Annotated in this window: 16 protein-coding genes, 2 tRNA genes and 1 pseudogene; 12 read left to right on the top strand and 7 right to left on the bottom strand. The window is 64.2% G+C overall.

The features are described from left to right. Positions 1-4: 4 nt before the first annotated feature. The 3 genes from QX039_RS22010 (at position 5) to QX039_RS22000 (ending at position 2264) form a co-directional block, all read left to right on the top strand. Complete coding sequence (locus QX039_RS22010) at positions 5-457, top strand: DUF6691 family protein (protein ID WP_315772349.1); 453 nt, start codon at positions 5-7, stop codon at positions 455-457. 11 nt (positions 458-468) lie between these two features. Then, positions 469-1362, top strand: coding sequence for an MBL fold metallo-hydrolase (locus QX039_RS22005; protein WP_315772347.1), 894 nt, complete (start codon positions 469-471; stop codon positions 1360-1362). Positions 1363-1469: 107 nt separating this feature from the next. Then, positions 1470-2264, top strand: a complete 795-nt coding sequence (locus QX039_RS22000; protein ID WP_315772345.1) for a sulfite exporter TauE/SafE family protein — start codon at positions 1470-1472, stop codon at positions 2262-2264. A 94-nt stretch (positions 2265-2358) separates the two neighbouring features. On the opposite strand, the gene QX039_RS21995 is transcribed toward QX039_RS22000, so the two are convergent. Beyond that, entirely contained in the window at positions 2359-2886 is a 528-nt protein-coding gene (locus tag QX039_RS21995; RefSeq protein WP_315736375.1) for a DNA starvation/stationary phase protection protein, read from the bottom strand. A 108-nt stretch (positions 2887-2994) separates the two neighbouring features. Between QX039_RS21995 and QX039_RS21990 the strand changes: the two genes are divergently transcribed. The 5 genes from QX039_RS21990 (at position 2995) to QX039_RS21970 (ending at position 8922) form a co-directional block, all read left to right on the top strand. Then, positions 2995-3699 (top strand): class I SAM-dependent methyltransferase, encoded by a 705-nt coding sequence (locus QX039_RS21990; RefSeq protein ID WP_315772343.1) that lies wholly within the window; start codon positions 2995-2997, stop codon positions 3697-3699. 107 nt (positions 3700-3806) lie between these two features. Beyond that, positions 3807-3883: transfer RNA gene (locus tag QX039_RS21985), tRNA-OTHER, on the top strand. Positions 3884-4118: 235 nt separating this feature from the next. Continuing rightward, entirely contained in the window at positions 4119-7583 is a 3465-nt protein-coding gene (carB, locus tag QX039_RS21980) for a carbamoyl-phosphate synthase large subunit (protein WP_315772342.1), read from the top strand. 207 nt (positions 7584-7790) lie between these two features. Continuing rightward, positions 7791-8267, top strand: a complete 477-nt coding sequence (gene greA / locus QX039_RS21975) for a transcription elongation factor GreA (RefSeq protein ID WP_315736372.1) — start codon at positions 7791-7793, stop codon at positions 8265-8267. Positions 8268-8523: 256 nt separating this feature from the next. Then, positions 8524-8922 (top strand): DoxX family protein, encoded by a 399-nt coding sequence (locus tag QX039_RS21970; protein ID WP_315736371.1) that lies wholly within the window; start codon positions 8524-8526, stop codon positions 8920-8922. An 82-nt stretch (positions 8923-9004) separates the two neighbouring features. Here the strand turns inward: QX039_RS21970 and QX039_RS21965 are convergent, their stop codons facing one another. Further along, entirely contained in the window at positions 9005-9484 is a 480-nt protein-coding gene (locus QX039_RS21965; RefSeq protein WP_015664493.1) for an Lrp/AsnC family transcriptional regulator, read from the bottom strand. Between the two features lie 288 nt (positions 9485-9772). Here QX039_RS21965 and trxB point away from each other — a divergent pair, with 288 nt between their 5' ends. The 4 genes from trxB (at position 9773) to QX039_RS21945 (ending at position 13367) form a co-directional block, all read left to right on the top strand. Further along, positions 9773-10738, top strand: coding sequence for a thioredoxin-disulfide reductase (trxB, locus tag QX039_RS21960; protein ID WP_315736370.1), 966 nt, complete (start codon positions 9773-9775; stop codon positions 10736-10738). 7 nt (positions 10739-10745) lie between these two features. Next, the gene (locus tag QX039_RS21955; RefSeq protein ID WP_315717522.1) at positions 10746-11669 is read left to right on the top strand and encodes a LysR family transcriptional regulator; all 924 of its coding nucleotides are present in this window, start codon (positions 10746-10748) and stop codon (positions 11667-11669) included. A 444-nt stretch (positions 11670-12113) separates the two neighbouring features. Then, a complete protein-coding gene (locus QX039_RS21950; RefSeq protein WP_315736369.1) occupies positions 12114-13037 on the top strand; it encodes a 4-hydroxy-tetrahydrodipicolinate synthase in 924 nt (307 codons plus the stop codon). 159 nt (positions 13038-13196) lie between these two features. Next, the gene (locus QX039_RS21945; protein ID WP_315736368.1) at positions 13197-13367 is read left to right on the top strand and encodes a hypothetical protein; all 171 of its coding nucleotides are present in this window, start codon (positions 13197-13199) and stop codon (positions 13365-13367) included. A gap of 111 nt (positions 13368-13478) precedes the next feature. Here QX039_RS21945 and QX039_RS21940 read toward each other — a convergent pair whose 3' ends face one another. The 5 genes and pseudogenes from QX039_RS21940 to QX039_RS21920 all read right to left on the bottom strand — a co-directional run. Further along, the gene (locus QX039_RS21940; protein WP_315736367.1) at positions 13479-14156 is read right to left on the bottom strand and encodes a ParA family protein; all 678 of its coding nucleotides are present in this window, start codon (positions 14154-14156) and stop codon (positions 13479-13481) included. A 274-nt stretch (positions 14157-14430) separates the two neighbouring features. Then, on the bottom strand, positions 14431-14781 hold the full coding sequence (locus tag QX039_RS21935; protein ID WP_315736366.1) for a hypothetical protein: 351 nt from the start codon (positions 14779-14781) through the stop codon (positions 14431-14433). A gap of 297 nt (positions 14782-15078) precedes the next feature. Beyond that, positions 15079-15155, bottom strand: a tRNA-His gene (locus QX039_RS21930). Positions 15156-15415: 260 nt separating this feature from the next. After that, positions 15416-15850: a phasin gene (locus QX039_RS21925; RefSeq protein WP_315736365.1), complete on the bottom strand. Its 435-nt coding sequence runs from the start codon at positions 15848-15850 to the stop codon at positions 15416-15418. A gap of 205 nt (positions 15851-16055) precedes the next feature. After that, positions 16056-16331: pseudogene (locus QX039_RS21920) on the bottom strand (phasin family protein); the annotation flags it as partial. Between the last annotated feature and the right edge of the window lie 127 nt (positions 16332-16458).

Below are 16458 nucleotides of genomic sequence, written 5' to 3'. Positions count from 1 at the left end.
CGCCATGATCATCTTCATCCAGTTCATCGTCGGCCTCGTCTTCGGTCTCGGGTTGCTGCTCTCAGGCATGTCCAATCCGGAGAAGGTGCTCAACTTTCTCGATGTCGCGGCGATCCGCTCCGGCGGCTGGGATCCGAGCCTGATCCTCGTGATGGCTGGAGCGGTCGGGGTCACCTTCGCCGGCTTTCGACTGGTTTTCCGGCGCCGGCGTCCCGTCCTCGGTGACCAATTCCACCTGCCATCCTCGCAGACGCTGGATTGGCGGATCGCAACCGGCCCTGCCGTCTTTGGCATCGGCTGGGGCCTCGCCGGCATCTGCCCGGGCCCGGCCTTCGTGGCGCTCGGCTACGGCTCGCCTGCCATCGTCCTGTTCGTCACGGCCATGATGATCGGAATGGCCGCAGCCCGCATGCTCGCGAGCCGCCGGCCCTCGCTCGCCGCGGTCGCTTCAGAATGAGGGAGGCTTGAATGTCCGGCATTCCACATCCGGTCGACCTGTCGGTGAAACCCGAGGTCACACCGTTCTTCGATCCCGCCACCAACACCGTCAGCTACGTGGTCAAGGACCCAGGCTCGCGGGCCTGTGCCGTGATCGATTCGGTCATGGACATCGACTATGCCTCGGGTCGCATCGCGCCCCATTCCGCCGACAAGATCATTCGCCTGATCGAGGATCGCGGCTGGCAACTGGACTGGCTGATCGAGACCCATGTCCATGCCGACCATCTGTCGGCGGCGCCCTACATCCAATCAAGGCTGGGCGGCAGGATCGGCATCGGCGCCAATATCAGGATGGTGCAGGAGACGTTCGGAAAGATCTTCAACGAAGGCACCGAGTTTCAGCGCGACGGCAGCCAGTTCGACCGCCTGTTCCATGATGGCGATACCTACCGGATCGGCGCAATGACTGCCTTCGCCATGCACACGCCGGGGCACACGCCGGCCTGCATGACTCATGTAATCGGAGACGCCGCCTTCGTCGGCGACACGCTGTTCATGCCGGACGGCGGCTCGGCACGTGCCGACTTTCCCGGCGGCGATGCCCGCACCCTGTATCGCTCGATCCGCCGGGTGCTGGAGCTGCCTGACGCGACGCGGCTGTTCATGTGCCACGACTACGGTCCAAACGGCCGCGACATTCGCTGGGAAACGACAGTGGCCGAGCAGCGCGCGCACAACATCCACGTCCGCGACGGCATCACCGAGGATCAGTTCGTCGCCGCCCGCGAGGCGCGCGACCGCACCTTGGACATGCCCAAGCTGATCATCCCGTCGTTGCAGGTGAACATGAAGGCGGGACGGCTGCCGACGCCCGATCAGGACGGCCGGCGCTTCCTGAAAGTGCCGCTCAACACGCTCTAAGACCCCCCTCCGCCCCGCCGAGCACGCGGCAGACGTCGCGGCTCGGCTTTCCCATTTGGCCGCGTCCACGCACCCCGGCGCGGCATGCCACGCCGGAGCATCACAGGATGACGTTGTCCGCTGCCGAGCTTGCGCTCGGCTCGCTGTCCGGCTCTTTCGTCGGATTCACGCTCGGCCTGATCGGCGGGGGCGGATCGGTGCTGGCCGTGCCGCTCATGGTGTATCTGGTGGGCGTCGGCAATCCCCACGTGGCGATCGGCACGAGCGCGGTCGCCGTGGCAATCAACGCGGCGGCCAATCTCGCCAATCATGCCCGCTCCGGCAACGTCAAATGGCGTTGCGCGCTGGTGTTTGCTGCAACGGGCGTGGTCGGCGCCTTCGCGGGCTCGACGCTCGGCAAGATGGTTGACGGCCAGAAGCTGCTGCTGCTGTTCGCCCTGGTCATGATCGTGATCGGCCTCTTGATGCTGCGCAAGCGCGGCACGGACAGCCAGCTGGACGTCAAGCTTTCGCGCGACAATCTGTTGCCGCTATTGGCATTCGGCTTCGGCACGGGAATGCTGTCCGGCTTCTTCGGCATCGGCGGCGGCTTCCTGATCGTTCCGGCTCTGATGTTTGCGACAGGCATGCCGATCCTCTACGCGATCGGCTCCTCGCTCGTGTCCGTCACGGCGTTCGGACTGACGACCGCAGCGAACTACGCGCTGTCGGGACTGGTCGACTGGGCGCTGGCGGCGACCTTTCTCGTCGCCGGCATCGCCGGTGGCCTGGTCGGTGCGAAGCTGGCCGCTCGCCTGTCCAGTACGCGCGGCACCCTGAACAAGGTGTTTGCCACCGTGGTGTTCGTGGTGGCGGCTTACATGATCTATCGGAGTTGGTCGGCACTCGGCCACTCCGGATAGTGCGGCGTGGATATGAGCCGGAGCCGGCATCGAGGCCGGACGGGCGCCCCACGTCCTCGCAGCGCGCCCGGAGCTCAACTCAACGCGGGCCCGCTTATGCCGCGTTGCTGCCTTCCTGGCGGCTCGCTTCGAACAAGAACCAAGTGCGGCGTTCGGTCTCGTCGATGAAGGTCTCCAGCAATCCCGCGGTGGCCGGATCGTCATTGTGGTCGCACAGCCCGTGCGCCTTCCGCATCGCAGCCGCGACGTGCTTGTTGTCCTCCATCAACTCCCGCAACATCTCGCGCGGCGGCACATACTCCTCGTTGTTGTCCTTGATGGTCTGCAGCTTGCTGATCTGGCTGATCGATTTCAGCGTCGTGCCGCCGAGCTTCCGCACCCGCTCGGCCAGTTGGTCCGTGGTGGCAAAGATCGCGTCCGACTGCTCGTCCAGCATCTCATGGTAGTCATGGAAATGCCGTCCGCTGACGTGCCAGTGGAAGTTCTTGGTCTTCAGATAGAGCGCAAAGGCGTCGGCAAGCAGCGTGTTCAAAGCTGTCGAGATCTTGTTTACGGCGTCCGGCGACAGATCGGTCGGGGTATCGAGCTCGGGGGCGGTCTTGTCGGTCTTTGCTTTACTCACGGCCTAACCTTCCTGTTAGAAGCAGCGATGGACACGGGTGATCGGACCCGTTAACGCTCGCTGACCCCTCCAGTTCCGATCAAGGAACTGTGTTTGCCGGAACACGCCATGGACGACTGGATCGACTATTACGATTCCACGCACACGATCTATGCGAGCAAGCTGCATCGCGACCTGCACTTCCAGGGGATTGCGCGCGACATCGTCAGGTATATTCCCTCGCCCGACGCGGTCGTTCTCGACTATTCCTGCGGAGAGGCCTTATCGGCCGCCAAGGTCGCCGACGCATGCATGACGCTGATCCTGGCCGAGCCGGCGCCGGGCGTGCGCGGCCGGCTGATCGCGCGTTTCGCGCCCAACACCAAGATCCGCGTGCGCTCGCTGGACGAGCTGCGCAACATGCAGGAAGGCTCGATCGACCTCGTCGTCATGAACTCCGTGGCGCAGTACATGAGCGAGGCGGAATTCGACGCGGCCCTGGCCGTGATCAGGCGGCTGCTGAAGCCGTCGGGAAAGTTCATCCTCGGCGACGTCCTGCGTCCGGACGTTGGCATGGGCCGTGACGTGCTCGCGCTGCTGATGTTCGCCGCACGGGACGGCTTCCTCAAGGATGCCCTGGTCGGGCTGGTCGCCACGGCGCTGTCGGATTACCGGCAACTGCGCACCAAGGTCGGCCTGCAGCACTACAGCGAGGCCGAGATCCTGGCGAGACTGAAGAAGGCCGACCTCAGCGCCGTCCGGGCGCCCAAGAATATCGGCCACAATCCCTGGCGGATGACCTTCGTGGCTCGGCCGATGACGGGAACCGGGTGACCGCGTGGGCCGACCAGCCCGCCGCAACTGCCAACATCAAGCAACTGGATTAGGGTTAACTGAAACACGGGCTGGCTCACGCGGCCGTGAGAGGTAAGATCACCCTCGGCCCGGTGGCGGAAGCTACGACGCGAAGAGCGGTGCAACGCTCTTGAACCTGGTTCAAGTCCAGGCCGGGCCTCCAGCCTTCGCTGCTGCGCAGCTTCGGCTCGGCGAGCCAGCGACGGCAGGGCGCCCCTCCGCCTCTCTCCGGCCAAATTGGCCGTTGATTTCGGCCCAAAACCCTTTCCGCTCAGAGGAAACTGGTCTAAAGACCGCTCGCGCGCGAGCACTGGTCGCGCCTTGGCCTTCGGGGACGCGCGGCACGCGCGCCCTTTTTTTGTGCCCAATTCCTGCCCGTTCCTTGCCCGTGAGCTTGAATGCCGAAACGAACCGACATCTCGACCATCCTGATCATTGGCGCCGGTCCGATCGTGATCGGCCAGGCCTGCGAATTCGACTATTCCGGTACGCAGGCGGTGAAGGCGCTGAAGGAGGAGGGCTATCGCGTCGTCCTCGTCAACTCCAATCCGGCCACGATCATGACCGATCCGGAGCTGGCCGATGCGACCTATATCGAGCCGATCACGCCCGAGATCGTCGCCAAGATCATCGAGAAGGAACGCCACGTCATCCCTGGCGGCTTCGCACTGCTGCCGACCATGGGCGGGCAGACCGCGCTGAACTGCGCGCTGTCGTTGCGCCGGCAGGGGACACTGGAGAAGTTCGACGTCGAGATGATCGGCGCCACGGCTGACGCGATCGACAAGGCCGAGGACCGCCAGCTATTCCGCAACGCGATGGAGAAGATCGGGCTGCAGACGCCGAAGTCGCGGCTCGCCAACGCCTCCGCGCTGAAGAAGCAGTACCGCGACAAATATCTCGCCGAGCGCGAGAAGCTGTCCGGCGCCGAGCGCGACGAGCTCGACCGGCAGTGGACGCTGGGCGAGAACGAGCGCCGCAAGCGCTACCAGGAGCATGCGCTGGGACAGGCGCTGATGGCGCTGTCCGAGATCGGCCTGCCCGCGATCATCCGTCCCTCCTTCACGATGGGCGGCACTGGTGGCGGCATCGCCTACAACAAGGAAGAATATCTCGACATCATCGAGCGCGGTCTCGACGCCTCCCCCACCAACGAAGTGCTGATCGAGGAATCGGTGCTCGGGTGGAAGGAGTACGAGATGGAGGTGGTCCGCGACAAGAAGGACAACTGCATCATCGTCTGCTCGATCGAGAACCTCGATCCGATGGGCGTGCACACCGGCGACTCGATCACCGTCGCGCCGGCGCTGACGCTGACCGACAAGGAATACCAGATCATGCGCGACGCCTCGCTGGCGGTGCTGCGCGAGATCGGCGTCGAGACCGGCGGCTCCAACGTGCAGTTCGGCGTCAACCCGGCCGACGGCCGCATGGTCGTGATCGAGATGAATCCGCGCGTATCGCGCTCCTCGGCGCTGGCCTCCAAGGCGACCGGCTTCCCGATCGCCAAGGTCGCGGCCAAGCTCGCGGTCGGCTACACGCTGGACGAGATCGCCAACGACATCACCGGCGGCGCGACCCCGGCCTCGTTCGAGCCAACCATCGACTACGTCGTCACCAAGATCCCGCGCTTCGCATTCGAGAAATTCCCGGGGGCTTCGACCACGCTGACGACCTCGATGAAGTCCGTCGGCGAGGTCATGGCGATCGGCCGCACCTTCCAGGAAAGCCTGCAGAAGGCGCTGCGCGGGCTGGAGACCGGTCTCACCGGCCTCGACGAGATCGAGATCGAAGGTCTCGGGCGCGGCGACGACAAGAACGCGATCCGGGCTGCGCTCGGCACGCCCACGCCGAACCGTCTCCTGCAGGTCGCGCAGGCGATGCGGCTGGGCTGGTCGAACGAGGACATCTTCAACTCCTGCAAGATCGACCCGTGGTTCCTGGCGCAGATGCGCGGCATCGTCGAGATGGAGGACAAGGTCCGCCGGCACGGCCTGCCGCCGAACGCGAGCGGCATGCGCACGCTGAAGGCGATGGGCTTCTCGGATGCACGGCTCGCGGTGCTGACCAACACCACCGAAGCCGACGTCGCGGCCAAGCGGCAGGCGCTGGGCGTCCGTCCGGCGTTCAAGCGCATCGATACCTGCGCGGCGGAGTTCGCTTCGCCCACCGCCTACATGTATTCGAGCTACGAAACGCTGTTCGCAGGCCAACTCGCCGACGAGAGCGCGCCGTCCGACAAGAAGAAGGTGATCATTCTCGGCGGCGGTCCGAACCGGATCGGCCAGGGCATCGAGTTCGACTATTGCTGCTGCCACGCCTGTTTCGCGCTGTCCGACGCCGGCTTTGAGACCATCATGGTCAACTGCAATCCGGAGACGGTCTCGACCGACTACGACACCGCCGACAGGCTCTATTTCGAGCCGCTGACCTCCGAGGACGTGCTGGAGATCATCGCGACCGAGCGCAAGAACGGCACCGTGCATGGCGTCATCGTGCAGTTCGGCGGCCAGACGCCGCTGAAGCTGGCGCGTGCGCTGGAGGCGGCCGACGTGCCGATCCTCGGCACCTCGCCGGAGGCCATCGACCTCGCCGAGGACCGCGACCGCTTCAAGCGCGTCCTCGACAAGCTGCATCTGAAGCAGCCGAAGAACGGCATCGCCTATTCGGTCGAGCAGGCCCGCCTGGTGGCTGCCGATCTCGGGCTGCCGCTGGTGGTGCGCCCCTCCTACGTGCTCGGCGGCCGCGCGATGCAGATCATCCGCGAGGACAACCAGCTCAGCGACTACCTGCTCGGCACCCTGCCCGAGCTGGTGCCGGCCGACGTCAAGGCGCGCTACCCGAACGACAAGACCGGCCAGATCAACACGGTGCTGGGCAAGAACCCGCTGCTGTTCGATCGCTATCTGTCGGACGCGACCGAGATCGACGTGGACTGCCTTTCCGACGGCAAGGACACCTTCATCGTCGGCATCATGGAGCACATCGAGGAGGCCGGCATCCACTCCGGCGATTCGGCCTGCTCGCTGCCGCCGCATTCGCTCGACGAGGCGACCATCGCCGAGCTGGAGCGGCAGACCCGCGAGCTGGCGCTCGGGCTCGACGTCGTCGGCCTGATGAACGTGCAATATGCGATCAAGGACGGCACGATCTACGTGCTCGAGGTCAATCCGCGTGCCTCGCGCACGGTGCCCTTCGTCGCCAAGGTGGTCGGCACGCCAGTCGCCAAGATCGCCGCCCGAATCATGGCCGGCGAGAAGCTCGCCGATTTCGGCCTGAAGAAGCGCGCGCTCAGGCATGTCGGCGTCAAGGAATCGGTCTTCCCGTTCGCCCGTTTCCCGGGCGTCGACACCGTGCTCGGCCCGGAGATGCGCTCGACCGGCGAGGTGATGGGCATCGACCGCTCGTTCGCCGTGGCGTTCGCCAAGAGCCAGCTCGGCGGCGGCACACGCGTGCCGCGCAAAGGCACGGTGTTCGTGTCAGTACGTGAAAGCGACAAGGCGCGCATCACCGAGGTGGTGCGGATGCTGCACGAGCTCGGCTTCAAGGTGGTGGCGACATCCGGGACCCAGCGCTTCCTGACCGACCAGGGCGTGCCGACCGAGAAGATCAACAAGGTGCTGGAGGGACGGCCGCACATCGTGGACGCCATCACCAACGGCGACATCCAGCTGGTCTTCAACACCACCGAAGGCCCGCAGGCGCTGGCCGACAGCCGTTCGCTGCGGCGCGCTGCCCTCTTGCATAAAGTGCCGTATTACACCACTCTTTCGGGTGCCGTGGCGGCCGCGCAAGGCATCCGTGCCTATCTCGGGGGAGACCTTGAGGTCCGCACCCTGCAGAGTTACTTTTCCGAAAACTAATCGCAGCGCGCGGGCGAACGCCCGCTAAGCGGTTGGCAACAATCGGCAATAGAAGCTTTCAGGAACCCGCCGCCCCGTTCGATGTTGTACCGGCCTTTGACGGGACGGTCTTGCCGGGCCTTCAGGCTTTGCTTTGAGCCGCAAAGGCCTATTCTGAAGCTGCTGATCGTGCGCGCCCCCGCCCGCACGACTGAAGGACGAGAAGAGATGGTGGAAAAGGTTCCCATGACTTCGATGGGCTACGCCGCGTTGGAGAACGAGCTCAAGCAGCGCCAATCGGTGGACCGTCCGCGCATCATCGAACATATCGCGGAAGCGCGTTCGCATGGCGACCTGTCCGAGAACGCGGAATATCACGCCGCCAAGGAAGAGCAGTCTCACAACGAGGGCCGCATCGCCGAGCTCGAGGACAAGCTCGCGCGCGCCGACATCATCGATGTGACCAAGCTCTCCGGCGACACGATCAAGTTCGGCGCGACGGTGACCCTGATCGACGAGGACACCGAGAAGAAGGCGGTCTGGCAGATCGTCGGCGAGGTCGAGGCGGACGCCAAGAAGGGCAAGATCTCGATCACCTCGCCGCTGGCGCGCGCGCTGATCGGCAAGAAGATGGGCACCACCGTCGAGGTCATGGCGCCCGGCGGCGCCAAGTCCTACGAGATCGCCAAGGTCGAGTGGCGCTGAGGACCCGAGGCATCGGAGCGGTGCCTGTGACCGTTCGGACGAAACCAAGGGCTGCGCGAAGGCGCGGCCCTTCGTCGTTTGGCCGGCCGCACTGCGGCACAATGGCGTTCGGCAGCACACGGTCAATTCATCGGACTGCAGGCCACACGCCGGTGACGGGCTTTCGGGAATGAGCTAGTGCAGAACCGACGAGCCGTGCCGGGAGGATGGGTCCGGTCCGTCGCATCATGATGGCTTTGATTGGGGGATGATCGACATGGAGCAGATGTTCTCGAAATGGCAACCGGCTGTGCTCAGCCTGTTTCGCGTCGTCACGGGCCTGTTGTTGTTTCAATACGGCGTGGCGAAGATCTTCAAGTTTCCGGCCGTGGACATGTTTGCCAAAGTTGAGCTGCTGTCGCTGTACGGTGCGGCCGGCTCGCTCGAACTGGTGCTCGGCGGATTGCTGATCCTTGGGCTGTTCACGCGCCCGGTCGCCTTTATCCTGTCCGGCGAGATGGCCTTCGCCTATTTCATTGGCCACTTCCCGAGAGGTTTCTTCCCGGTCGTCAACAACGGCTCGCTGGCGATCGCCCTCTGCTTTGCCTGCCTCTATCTGACGACCTCAGGCGGGGGTTCGATCAGTCTGGACGCGCTGCTGCGCAAAAAGAACTGAACTCTCTCGCGTCCTGTTCGCTTCGCGACCTCGAGCTTCCGGGTTCAGCCTTCGCGAGGCTGGCCCGGAAGGACAGCCGGGCCTAGCTGCGCCCCTTGACCTCGAGCGGCACCGCCGCCTCGTATTTCGAGTTGTGCAGCACCAGGGACGTCCGCACGTTGCGGACGTGGGGCGCCGCCGTGAGGTGCGTGACGAACTCCTGAAACGTCGCCATGTCCGGTGCGACGCATTTCAGGATGAAGTCCACCTCGCCGGACAGCATCCAGCATTCCCGCACCAGCGGCTCGGACCGCACGAACTCTTCGAACGCCTTCAGGTCGGCGTCCGCCTGGCTCGACAGGTGGACCGAGGCGAACACGGTCACGTCGAAGCCGAGCTTGCGCGGGTCGAGCAGGCCCCGGTAGCCGGTGATGTAGCCTTCCTCCTCCAGGGTCCGCACCCGGCGCAAGCAAGGCGGCGGCGAGATGCCGACCCGCTTGGCGAGCTCGACATTGGTGATCCTGCCGTCGGCCTGAATTTCACTCAGGATTTTGAGATCGATCTCATCAAGATTCTTGGACACGGGGATTGTGGGCTCTGGCGGAACAGGAGGAGGCGCAGGGGCGCCGGGAGACGATGGGCAACTCTCTTAGCGCAAGCCGGTCAATTCGCGCAATTTTATTACTTTAGATTTCCCCTGTTGACCGGGTCGTGAAGGGAAAATTCGCCGAGATGCGTTGCAATTCTTGCATAGCTTGCCAGATGGCTTAGACTTGGATTTGACATTTTCGATGGGGCTTCGGAGCGTTTCTTCCGCGCATTCCGCTCGCTGCGTCGTTAATCCTCCCTTTTCCAGCGAGTCTTCGGCCACATGCAAGCTCCGATCCATGCCAAAGTCGTCATCATCGGTTCCGGCCCTGCCGGCTATACGGCGGCGATCTACGCGGCACGAGCTATGCTGGAGCCGGTGCTGATCCAGGGCATCCAGCCCGGCGGCCAGCTCACCATCACCACCGACGTGGAAAACTATCCGGGATTTGCCGACGTCATCCAGGGTCCCTGGCTGATGGAGCAGATGGAGAAGCAGGCGACGCATGTCGGGGCCCAGATCAAGACGGACCTCGTGACCAAGCTGGAGCTGGGGCAGCGTCCGTTCCGCCTGACCTGCGACTCCGGTGACGTCTACCTCGCCGAGACCGTCATCCTGGCGACCGGCGCCCAGGCGCGCTGGCTCGGGCTGCCGTCGGAGGAGACGTTCAAGGGCTTCGGTGTCTCGGCCTGCGCGACCTGTGACGGCTTCTTCTATCGCGGCAAGGAAGTCATCGTCGTCGGCGGCGGCAACACCGCGGTCGAGGAAGCGCTGTTCCTGACCAATTTCGCCTCGACCGTCACCGTCGTGCACCGGCGCGACCATTTCCGCGCCGAGCGCATCCTGCAGGAGCGGCTGTTCAAGCATCCCAAGATCAAGGTCGTGTGGGACAGCGCCCTCGATGAGATCTGCGGCGCCAGCTCGCCATCCAAGGTCACGCATGTCCGACTCAAGAACGTCAAGACCGGCGCGCTCACCGAGCTGCCCGCCGACGGCGTCTTCGTCGCGATCGGCCACGCGCCAGCAACCGAGCTGGTCGCGGGGCAACTGAAACTGAAACCGTCCGGTTATGTCGAGGTGATGCCGGGCTCGACCGCGACCTCCGTTCCCGGCGTGTTTGCAGCCGGCGACGTTGCCGATGAAACCTATCGGCAGGCGATCACCGCAGCCGGCATGGGCTGCATGGCCGCCCTGGAGGCCGAACGCTTCCTCGCCCACGCCGCGAGCGAACGCGCCGCGGCGGAATGAACTGACGATGCCACGATCACGGGATGGATTTACGGATATGGATTGGGACAAGCTGAAGGTGTTTCACGCAGCGGCGGAAGCAGGCAGCTTCACGCATGCCGGGGAGCAGCTCGGGCTGTCGCAATCGGCGGTGTCGCGCCAGGTCAGCGCGCTCGAGCAGGAGCTCGCAGTCTCGCTGTTCCACCGGCACGCCCGCGGACTGATCCTGACGGAGCAAGGCGACCTCCTGTTCCGAACCGCGCATGACGTCTTCATGCAGCTGCAGGCGGCGCGCGCCAAGCTGACCGACAGCCGCGAGCGCCCGAGCGGCGACCTGAAGATCACGACCACGCCGGGCGTCGGCATCAACTGGCTGATCCCGCGACTCGGCGAATTCACCGCGCTCTATCCGGAGATCCGGATCTCGCTGATCGTCACCGACGAGGAGCTCGATCTGTCGATGCGCGAGGCCGACGTGGCGATCCGCACCCGCAAGCCGACACAGCCGGACCTGATCCAGCGCAAGCTATTCGCGATCAGCTTCCACGCCTATTGCTCGCCGGAATATGTCAAGCGCTTCGGCACGCCGCGCACCCTCGACGAGCTCGATGATCATCGCATCATCATGCTGGCCGACGGCCAAGTCGCCCCGCATCTCCAGAACCGCAGCTGGCTGGTCGATGCCGGCCGCAACGGGTCCGGTCCGCGCGAGGCCTATTTCAGGGTCAACAACATCCTCGGCCTGGTCCGCGCCTGCCAGCAAGGCCTCGGCATCGCCGCGCTGCCGGACTACCTCGTCGAGGAAAACAGCCGTCTCGTGCAATTGTTCGGAGAGTCGGATTCGATCCAGCTCGACACCTACTTCGTCTATCCCGAGGAATTGAAAACGGTCGCACGCGTTCAAGTGTTCCGTGACTTCGTCGTGAGCAAAGCGCAGCGCTGGCCGGCGTGAGATTGTGCATGTCTGACATGCGGCTTGCATGGTTGCTGCGACGCCATTGAGCCCATAGTGAAGTTGTGCTGAGCGTTGGCGTTGCGCATTGTCCCCCTCCTCCAGTGGCGCGAGCGTTCAGAAATCCCTCTTGGAAGGTGATTGTGTCGGCCTCGTTGGCCAGTACCTCCAGCCGGGCTCATTTGGGCCCGGCTATTTTTTTTGCCGAATGTTTCCGTGTCGTGCCCGATGCGGCGTTGACAGCATCGCCTGCACCGCGCATCTAGATCGCATGTCCACGTCTTCGCACGCCAAGCTGTCGTCGAAAAAAGCTCCCCTCCCGGGGACATGTGGACGCGCGCGCTAGAATCTCTCGAATTCACCGCCGCATCACCAGCCCCGCCGCGAGGACGGGGCTTTTTTGCGTGTCCCGTCTCCGGCTCCTGCCACCCAAGGAGATGGACCATGACCAACATTACGACCCGACTGCAGGGCCTCTGGCTACCCCTGATCACGCCGTTCCGCGATGGCGCGCTCGACGAGCCATCGTTACGCAATCTGGTTCGGCACTACGCCGCCGAGCCGATCGATGGACTGGTGCTCGGTGCCACGTCAGGCGAAGGACTGGCGCTGTCTTGGGACGAGCGCGCCCGCCTGATCAGCGTGGTCCGGGACGAGCTCGACGCCACCGGCCGGTCGCTGCCGATCTGTCTCGGTGTCGGCGGCGTGGCGACGGCCGAGGTGAGCGAATCGCTCGACCGAACCGCGGAATGGCCGATCGACTTCTATCTGATCTCGAGTCCGCCTTACGTGCGCCCGTCGCAGCGCGGCCTGCTGGCGCATTTCACCGCATTGGCTGACCGCACCACCCATCCGATCGTGCTCTACAACATTCCCTATCGCTCGGCGGTCGGCCTCGACAACGAGACGCTGCTGCGGCTCGCGCAACATCCGGCTGTCGCAGGCCTCAAGGATTGCTGCGCCAATCGCATGCAGACGCGCGACTTGATCGCACGCCGACCGCCCGGATTTCGCATCCTCACCGGCGAGGACGCCCAGAGCTTCGATGCGCTGCAGGCCGGTGCCGACGGCGCCATCCTGCTCTCGGCGCATCTGGAGACCGAGACGTTTGCCGCAATCCTGCAGCACGTAAAGGCCGGCCGTCACGACGCGGCAGCAGCGTGCTGGGCGCAGGTCGAGGATCTCACGCGGCTGCTGTTCACCGAGCCGAGCCCGGCCCCGGCCAAGTACTGGCTGGCGCGAACCGGAATCATCGCGAGCCCCGACGTGCGACTACCGATGGTGGAGATCGGCGCCGGCCTTGCCGTACGCCTCGACCAGGAGATCGAGCGCCGCACGGCGACAAGGACGCAGAGCTGCGTCGCCTGAACGCTCCCGAAACAATCGTCGGACCGAGAGACGAAGCTGCAGCGCGGCCGCGGGCCACATCGGAGACCGCGGAGGCCGACACCTCCGTGGTTAATCCGAGCTAACAAACGCGATCAAAAGCGGCGCAGTCCGCAACCTCGTGTTTAAAGATGTTCCGCTATGGATGTTGAAAACGTCAAAGAGCGCGGGGACGTCGTGGCTTTGCAGGATCATCCATACCCTGAGCATCAGGGATTCAGCGTCGAAGACATTCTCTGGGCGGTCGGGATCTGGTCCGTGATCCTGACCCTGACGCCGGCTATCGCCTTCTATTTCCTGATGGTCGCCTGACCTCGCCGCGCCCTCTCGCGCGGCGCGAAATCGGCACTCACGCGAGATCGTGTGACCCGACGCAAAAAACGCGCGGAAGACCGCGCGTCGATGCCTCATCTGATGCCGCGATCAGGCCGCCTGCTTGTGCATGGCGCCGTTGGCCGACACGGTCCCGCGAATCGCCCGCACCGAGCGCTCGATCGCAGCCCAGAGGCGCGCGATCTCGGCTGCGGCACGCCCCTCCGCATAATATTCACGCACGCCTTCGCCCTGGCCCAGCGCCATCAGCAGATCGGCGCGGTTGGTGATCTGGCCGCCCCACACCGGCGCCTTGAACTTCGCCAGCGCCTCCCGGGCGATGGTCACGATCGGGCTTTCGGCATCGTCACGGCGCGCCGGCGCGCCATTGAGAACGACCGCGTAGGGCTTGCGCGCGGCGCGGCAGGTCTGGATCGTCTCCTGCACCGCGTTGACGTCGAACACTCCGGGGCGGGCCGGGATGATCACCATGGTCGCGTTCTTGATCGCATCCTCGACGACGGCCGAGATGGTCGGCGGCGTATCGATCAGCACCCACTCGACGCCGTCACGGCGGGCGGCGGACACGATCGCGCTCACCGAGTTCACAGCCGTCTTGATCGGCGGCTCGTTGGTGCCGCGCAGCTTGTGCCAAAGCGTCAGCGACCCCTGAGGGTCCGCATCGATGAGCAGACTAGACTTGCTCGACTTGATCTGCGCAGCGAGATGGGCGGCCAGGGTGCTCTTGCCTGAGCCGCCCTTACGCGATGCGAAAACAATGACGTTCATACCTTGGCCTCCAGATTGACCCCGGCAGCGAAAATGAATCAGCGGACTGATTCGCGGAAGAAAAATTTAGCGATTAATAAGACGTAACTCCTGATTGCCGAAACGGATTGGTTTTTGAGTCACACCAAAGCAGGCAAAACAGCAGATCCGGCCGCGATGTTCGACAACATCCGGTCATGCCCCATCGCATTTGCATGTTGAGGCTGCGCACCGAGGTGCGCATCCAAGGACCTCGGTCATTCCGAGTGCCGCCAAATGCGGCCATCGGCATCGCTCAAGTCGCGTCCGGTCGCGTCCACTTCTTCGCTTTGCCGGCGCGCGCAGTGACCGGCTTGGTGACAGGACGAATGCTCATCGGCCGTTCCGCGCGGCCAGATGACGCTGCCTGGCGCTGCGGTGGCCCGAATTGGGCGCGGCATGGCGGCGACAGCTCGGCCTTGCGGCGGACCATGCAGGCGGTGACACGATCGACGTCGGGAATGTCGGAACTACAAAGCCGGAACGCATCGCCCGTGCACGCCTGCTCCTGCTCGGGGGTATAGGCCCGTGCGGTTACGGGGACTAACAGCGCGGCTACTACGATCAGTACGGCAGAGATGCATGGATCGAGATCAATCCCTCTCATCGTCCCCTCCCCCTCGTTGCCGCAAAGTGTGATTGAAGGAGACAGGATTCGCAAGCAACAGCGCCACGCCGTGCTTCTGATCCGGCGCAGCAAACCGCAAGCGAGGGCACGCCCCGGCGATATATCCGTCGAAATACGGAGACCGGGCTCAGGCTTCCGCACAGCTCTGCGCACACGCCCAGTCTACAGCCGTACGCGAGAGGTCGCGACAGGGCTACAAGTCACGGCGCACGATCAATGGGGCGCGGAGCACGGATAGAGGTGAGCTAGCGAACGGCACAGCGATGGTCCTGGCCATGGTACAGTTGGGTGGGCTCGAACCACCGACCTCCTGTTCCACAGACAGGCGCTCTAACCAACTGAGCTACAACTGCATCCGCCATGGACTGCCCGCGAGGGGGCGTCCGAACGGGCCGGAAACTAGGTGCAACGGGCCAATTTGGCAAGGCCGAGAACGGATAAAGTCCCCGGCCATGCCGGCGTTTTTTGACGCTGTTTCGGCCCGAGTGAGCCCCCGTTCAAGCGGGAGCCCAGAAAGCATCGAACCCGGTCGCAACGCGTCCGGGTCCTGGATCTTCCGCTGGCCTCACCGGCGCACGGCCGTACCGCGCACCTGGCTCGAATCAGGCCGGCCTCAGGCCGCCGTCTTGAACAGCTTGCTGGCGCTTTCCTTGATCGGCTCGACCGTCTCGGCCGCAACCTTCTGGCCGAGCTCGCCGAGCTCCTTGGCCTGGGACGTGAAGGTCTCGAACTGCTTGCGCGCGAAACCGGTCCACAGCTCCATCGCCTCCGACGGCGACTTCACGCCGAACAGCTCCTGGGCGAAGTCGAGCGAAGCCGTCGTATTGGCCTTCGTAAATTCCATGACCTTGGACGAGTAGACGCCGGCGCCCTTGCTGGCGTTGGCGAAGAAGGCCTCGATGGCCGAATTGTGCGTTTCCGCAGCGTCCTTGAACTTGGCGTAGTTCTCACGGGCCTGCGACACGCCTTTTTCGGCGAGCGCGCGCACCTGCTCGGGAACCTCAAACGGGATGATGGACGCGGAGAACGGATCGGTGGCATTGGTCATGGCATGTATCCTTCGAAACATTGAGACTGGACCGTCCCGGCAATCGGGAAGTCACTTCGGATCACGCAGAGGAACCGCCCCTGGGAGGTAACAACCTCGCGTAGAGCTATATCGTGTCGTTTTTGTGCAACGCAATGGAAATTCCATTATCAGGAACTCTTTGTCGCGCCCGCCTCCAGAATTTACGGGAGCGGAGAACGTCCCCTCAGGCCTTGGGCTTGGTAGTGTCGATCGCAGCCTTGCCGATGGCTTGGCCCATTTCGCTTGCCTGTTCGGCGAGCGACCGCATCTGGCCCTGAACAAATTCGCTGTGAAGCCGCAGCACCTCGGGCAGGTCCTTGGCGTGCACCAGCGATTGGGCGTAGTCGAGCGATGATTGGAAGTTCTTTTCGGCATAGGACAAGACCTTGGCGCCGATGTCCTTGGTCCCGGCCCGCACCGTCGCGCTGCGCTGTTCGAGCGAACCGGCCGTCGCCTCCGCCGTGGTCCCCAACGGGGGGATTGCAACGGGCCATGCCCGGGTTCGCCGCAATTCCGTGCGCTGCGCTCACGAGGAACACATTAAGGTTATCCAAGCTTTAGCAGGACAGGGGTACGGCCCCGCCGTG

The sequence above is a fragment of the Bradyrhizobium sp. SZCCHNR1043 genome (assembly GCF_032489675.1).
GTDB lineage: Bacteria > Pseudomonadota > Alphaproteobacteria > Rhizobiales > Xanthobacteraceae > Bradyrhizobium.
The sequence above is the reverse complement of the archived record's forward strand: the minus strand, read 5'-3'. Positions and strand labels throughout refer to the sequence as shown.

Excerpts from the sequence above, each read along its gene's own strand:
- QX039_RS22000 (WP_315772345.1), top strand. The coding sequence starts at position 1,470 with ATGACGTTGTCCGCTGCCGAGCTTGCGCTCGGCTCGCTGTCCGGCTCT.
- trxB (WP_315736370.1), top strand. The coding sequence starts at position 9,773 with ATGCAAGCTCCGATCCATGCCAAAGTCGTCATCATCGGTTCCGGCCCT.
- QX039_RS21935 (WP_315736366.1), bottom strand. The coding sequence starts at position 14,781 with ATGAGAGGGATTGATCTCGATCCATGCATCTCTGCCGTACTGATCGTA.
- QX039_RS21970 (WP_315736371.1), top strand. The coding sequence starts at position 8,524 with ATGGAGCAGATGTTCTCGAAATGGCAACCGGCTGTGCTCAGCCTGTTT.
- carB (WP_315772342.1), top strand. The coding sequence starts at position 4,119 with ATGCCGAAACGAACCGACATCTCGACCATCCTGATCATTGGCGCCGGT.
- QX039_RS22010 (WP_315772349.1), top strand. The coding sequence starts at position 5 with ATGATCATCTTCATCCAGTTCATCGTCGGCCTCGTCTTCGGTCTCGGG.
- QX039_RS21925 (WP_315736365.1), bottom strand. The coding sequence starts at position 15,850 with ATGACCAATGCCACCGATCCGTTCTCCGCGTCCATCATCCCGTTTGAG.
- QX039_RS21940 (WP_315736367.1), bottom strand. The coding sequence starts at position 14,156 with ATGAACGTCATTGTTTTCGCATCGCGTAAGGGCGGCTCAGGCAAGAGC.
- QX039_RS21945 (WP_315736368.1), top strand. The coding sequence starts at position 13,197 with ATGGATGTTGAAAACGTCAAAGAGCGCGGGGACGTCGTGGCTTTGCAG.
- QX039_RS21950 (WP_315736369.1), top strand. The coding sequence starts at position 12,114 with ATGACCAACATTACGACCCGACTGCAGGGCCTCTGGCTACCCCTGATC.
- QX039_RS21990 (WP_315772343.1), top strand. The coding sequence starts at position 2,995 with ATGGACGACTGGATCGACTATTACGATTCCACGCACACGATCTATGCG.
- greA (WP_315736372.1), top strand. The coding sequence starts at position 7,791 with ATGGTGGAAAAGGTTCCCATGACTTCGATGGGCTACGCCGCGTTGGAG.
- QX039_RS22005 (WP_315772347.1), top strand. The coding sequence starts at position 469 with ATGTCCGGCATTCCACATCCGGTCGACCTGTCGGTGAAACCCGAGGTC.
- QX039_RS21955 (WP_315717522.1), top strand. The coding sequence starts at position 10,746 with ATGCCACGATCACGGGATGGATTTACGGATATGGATTGGGACAAGCTG.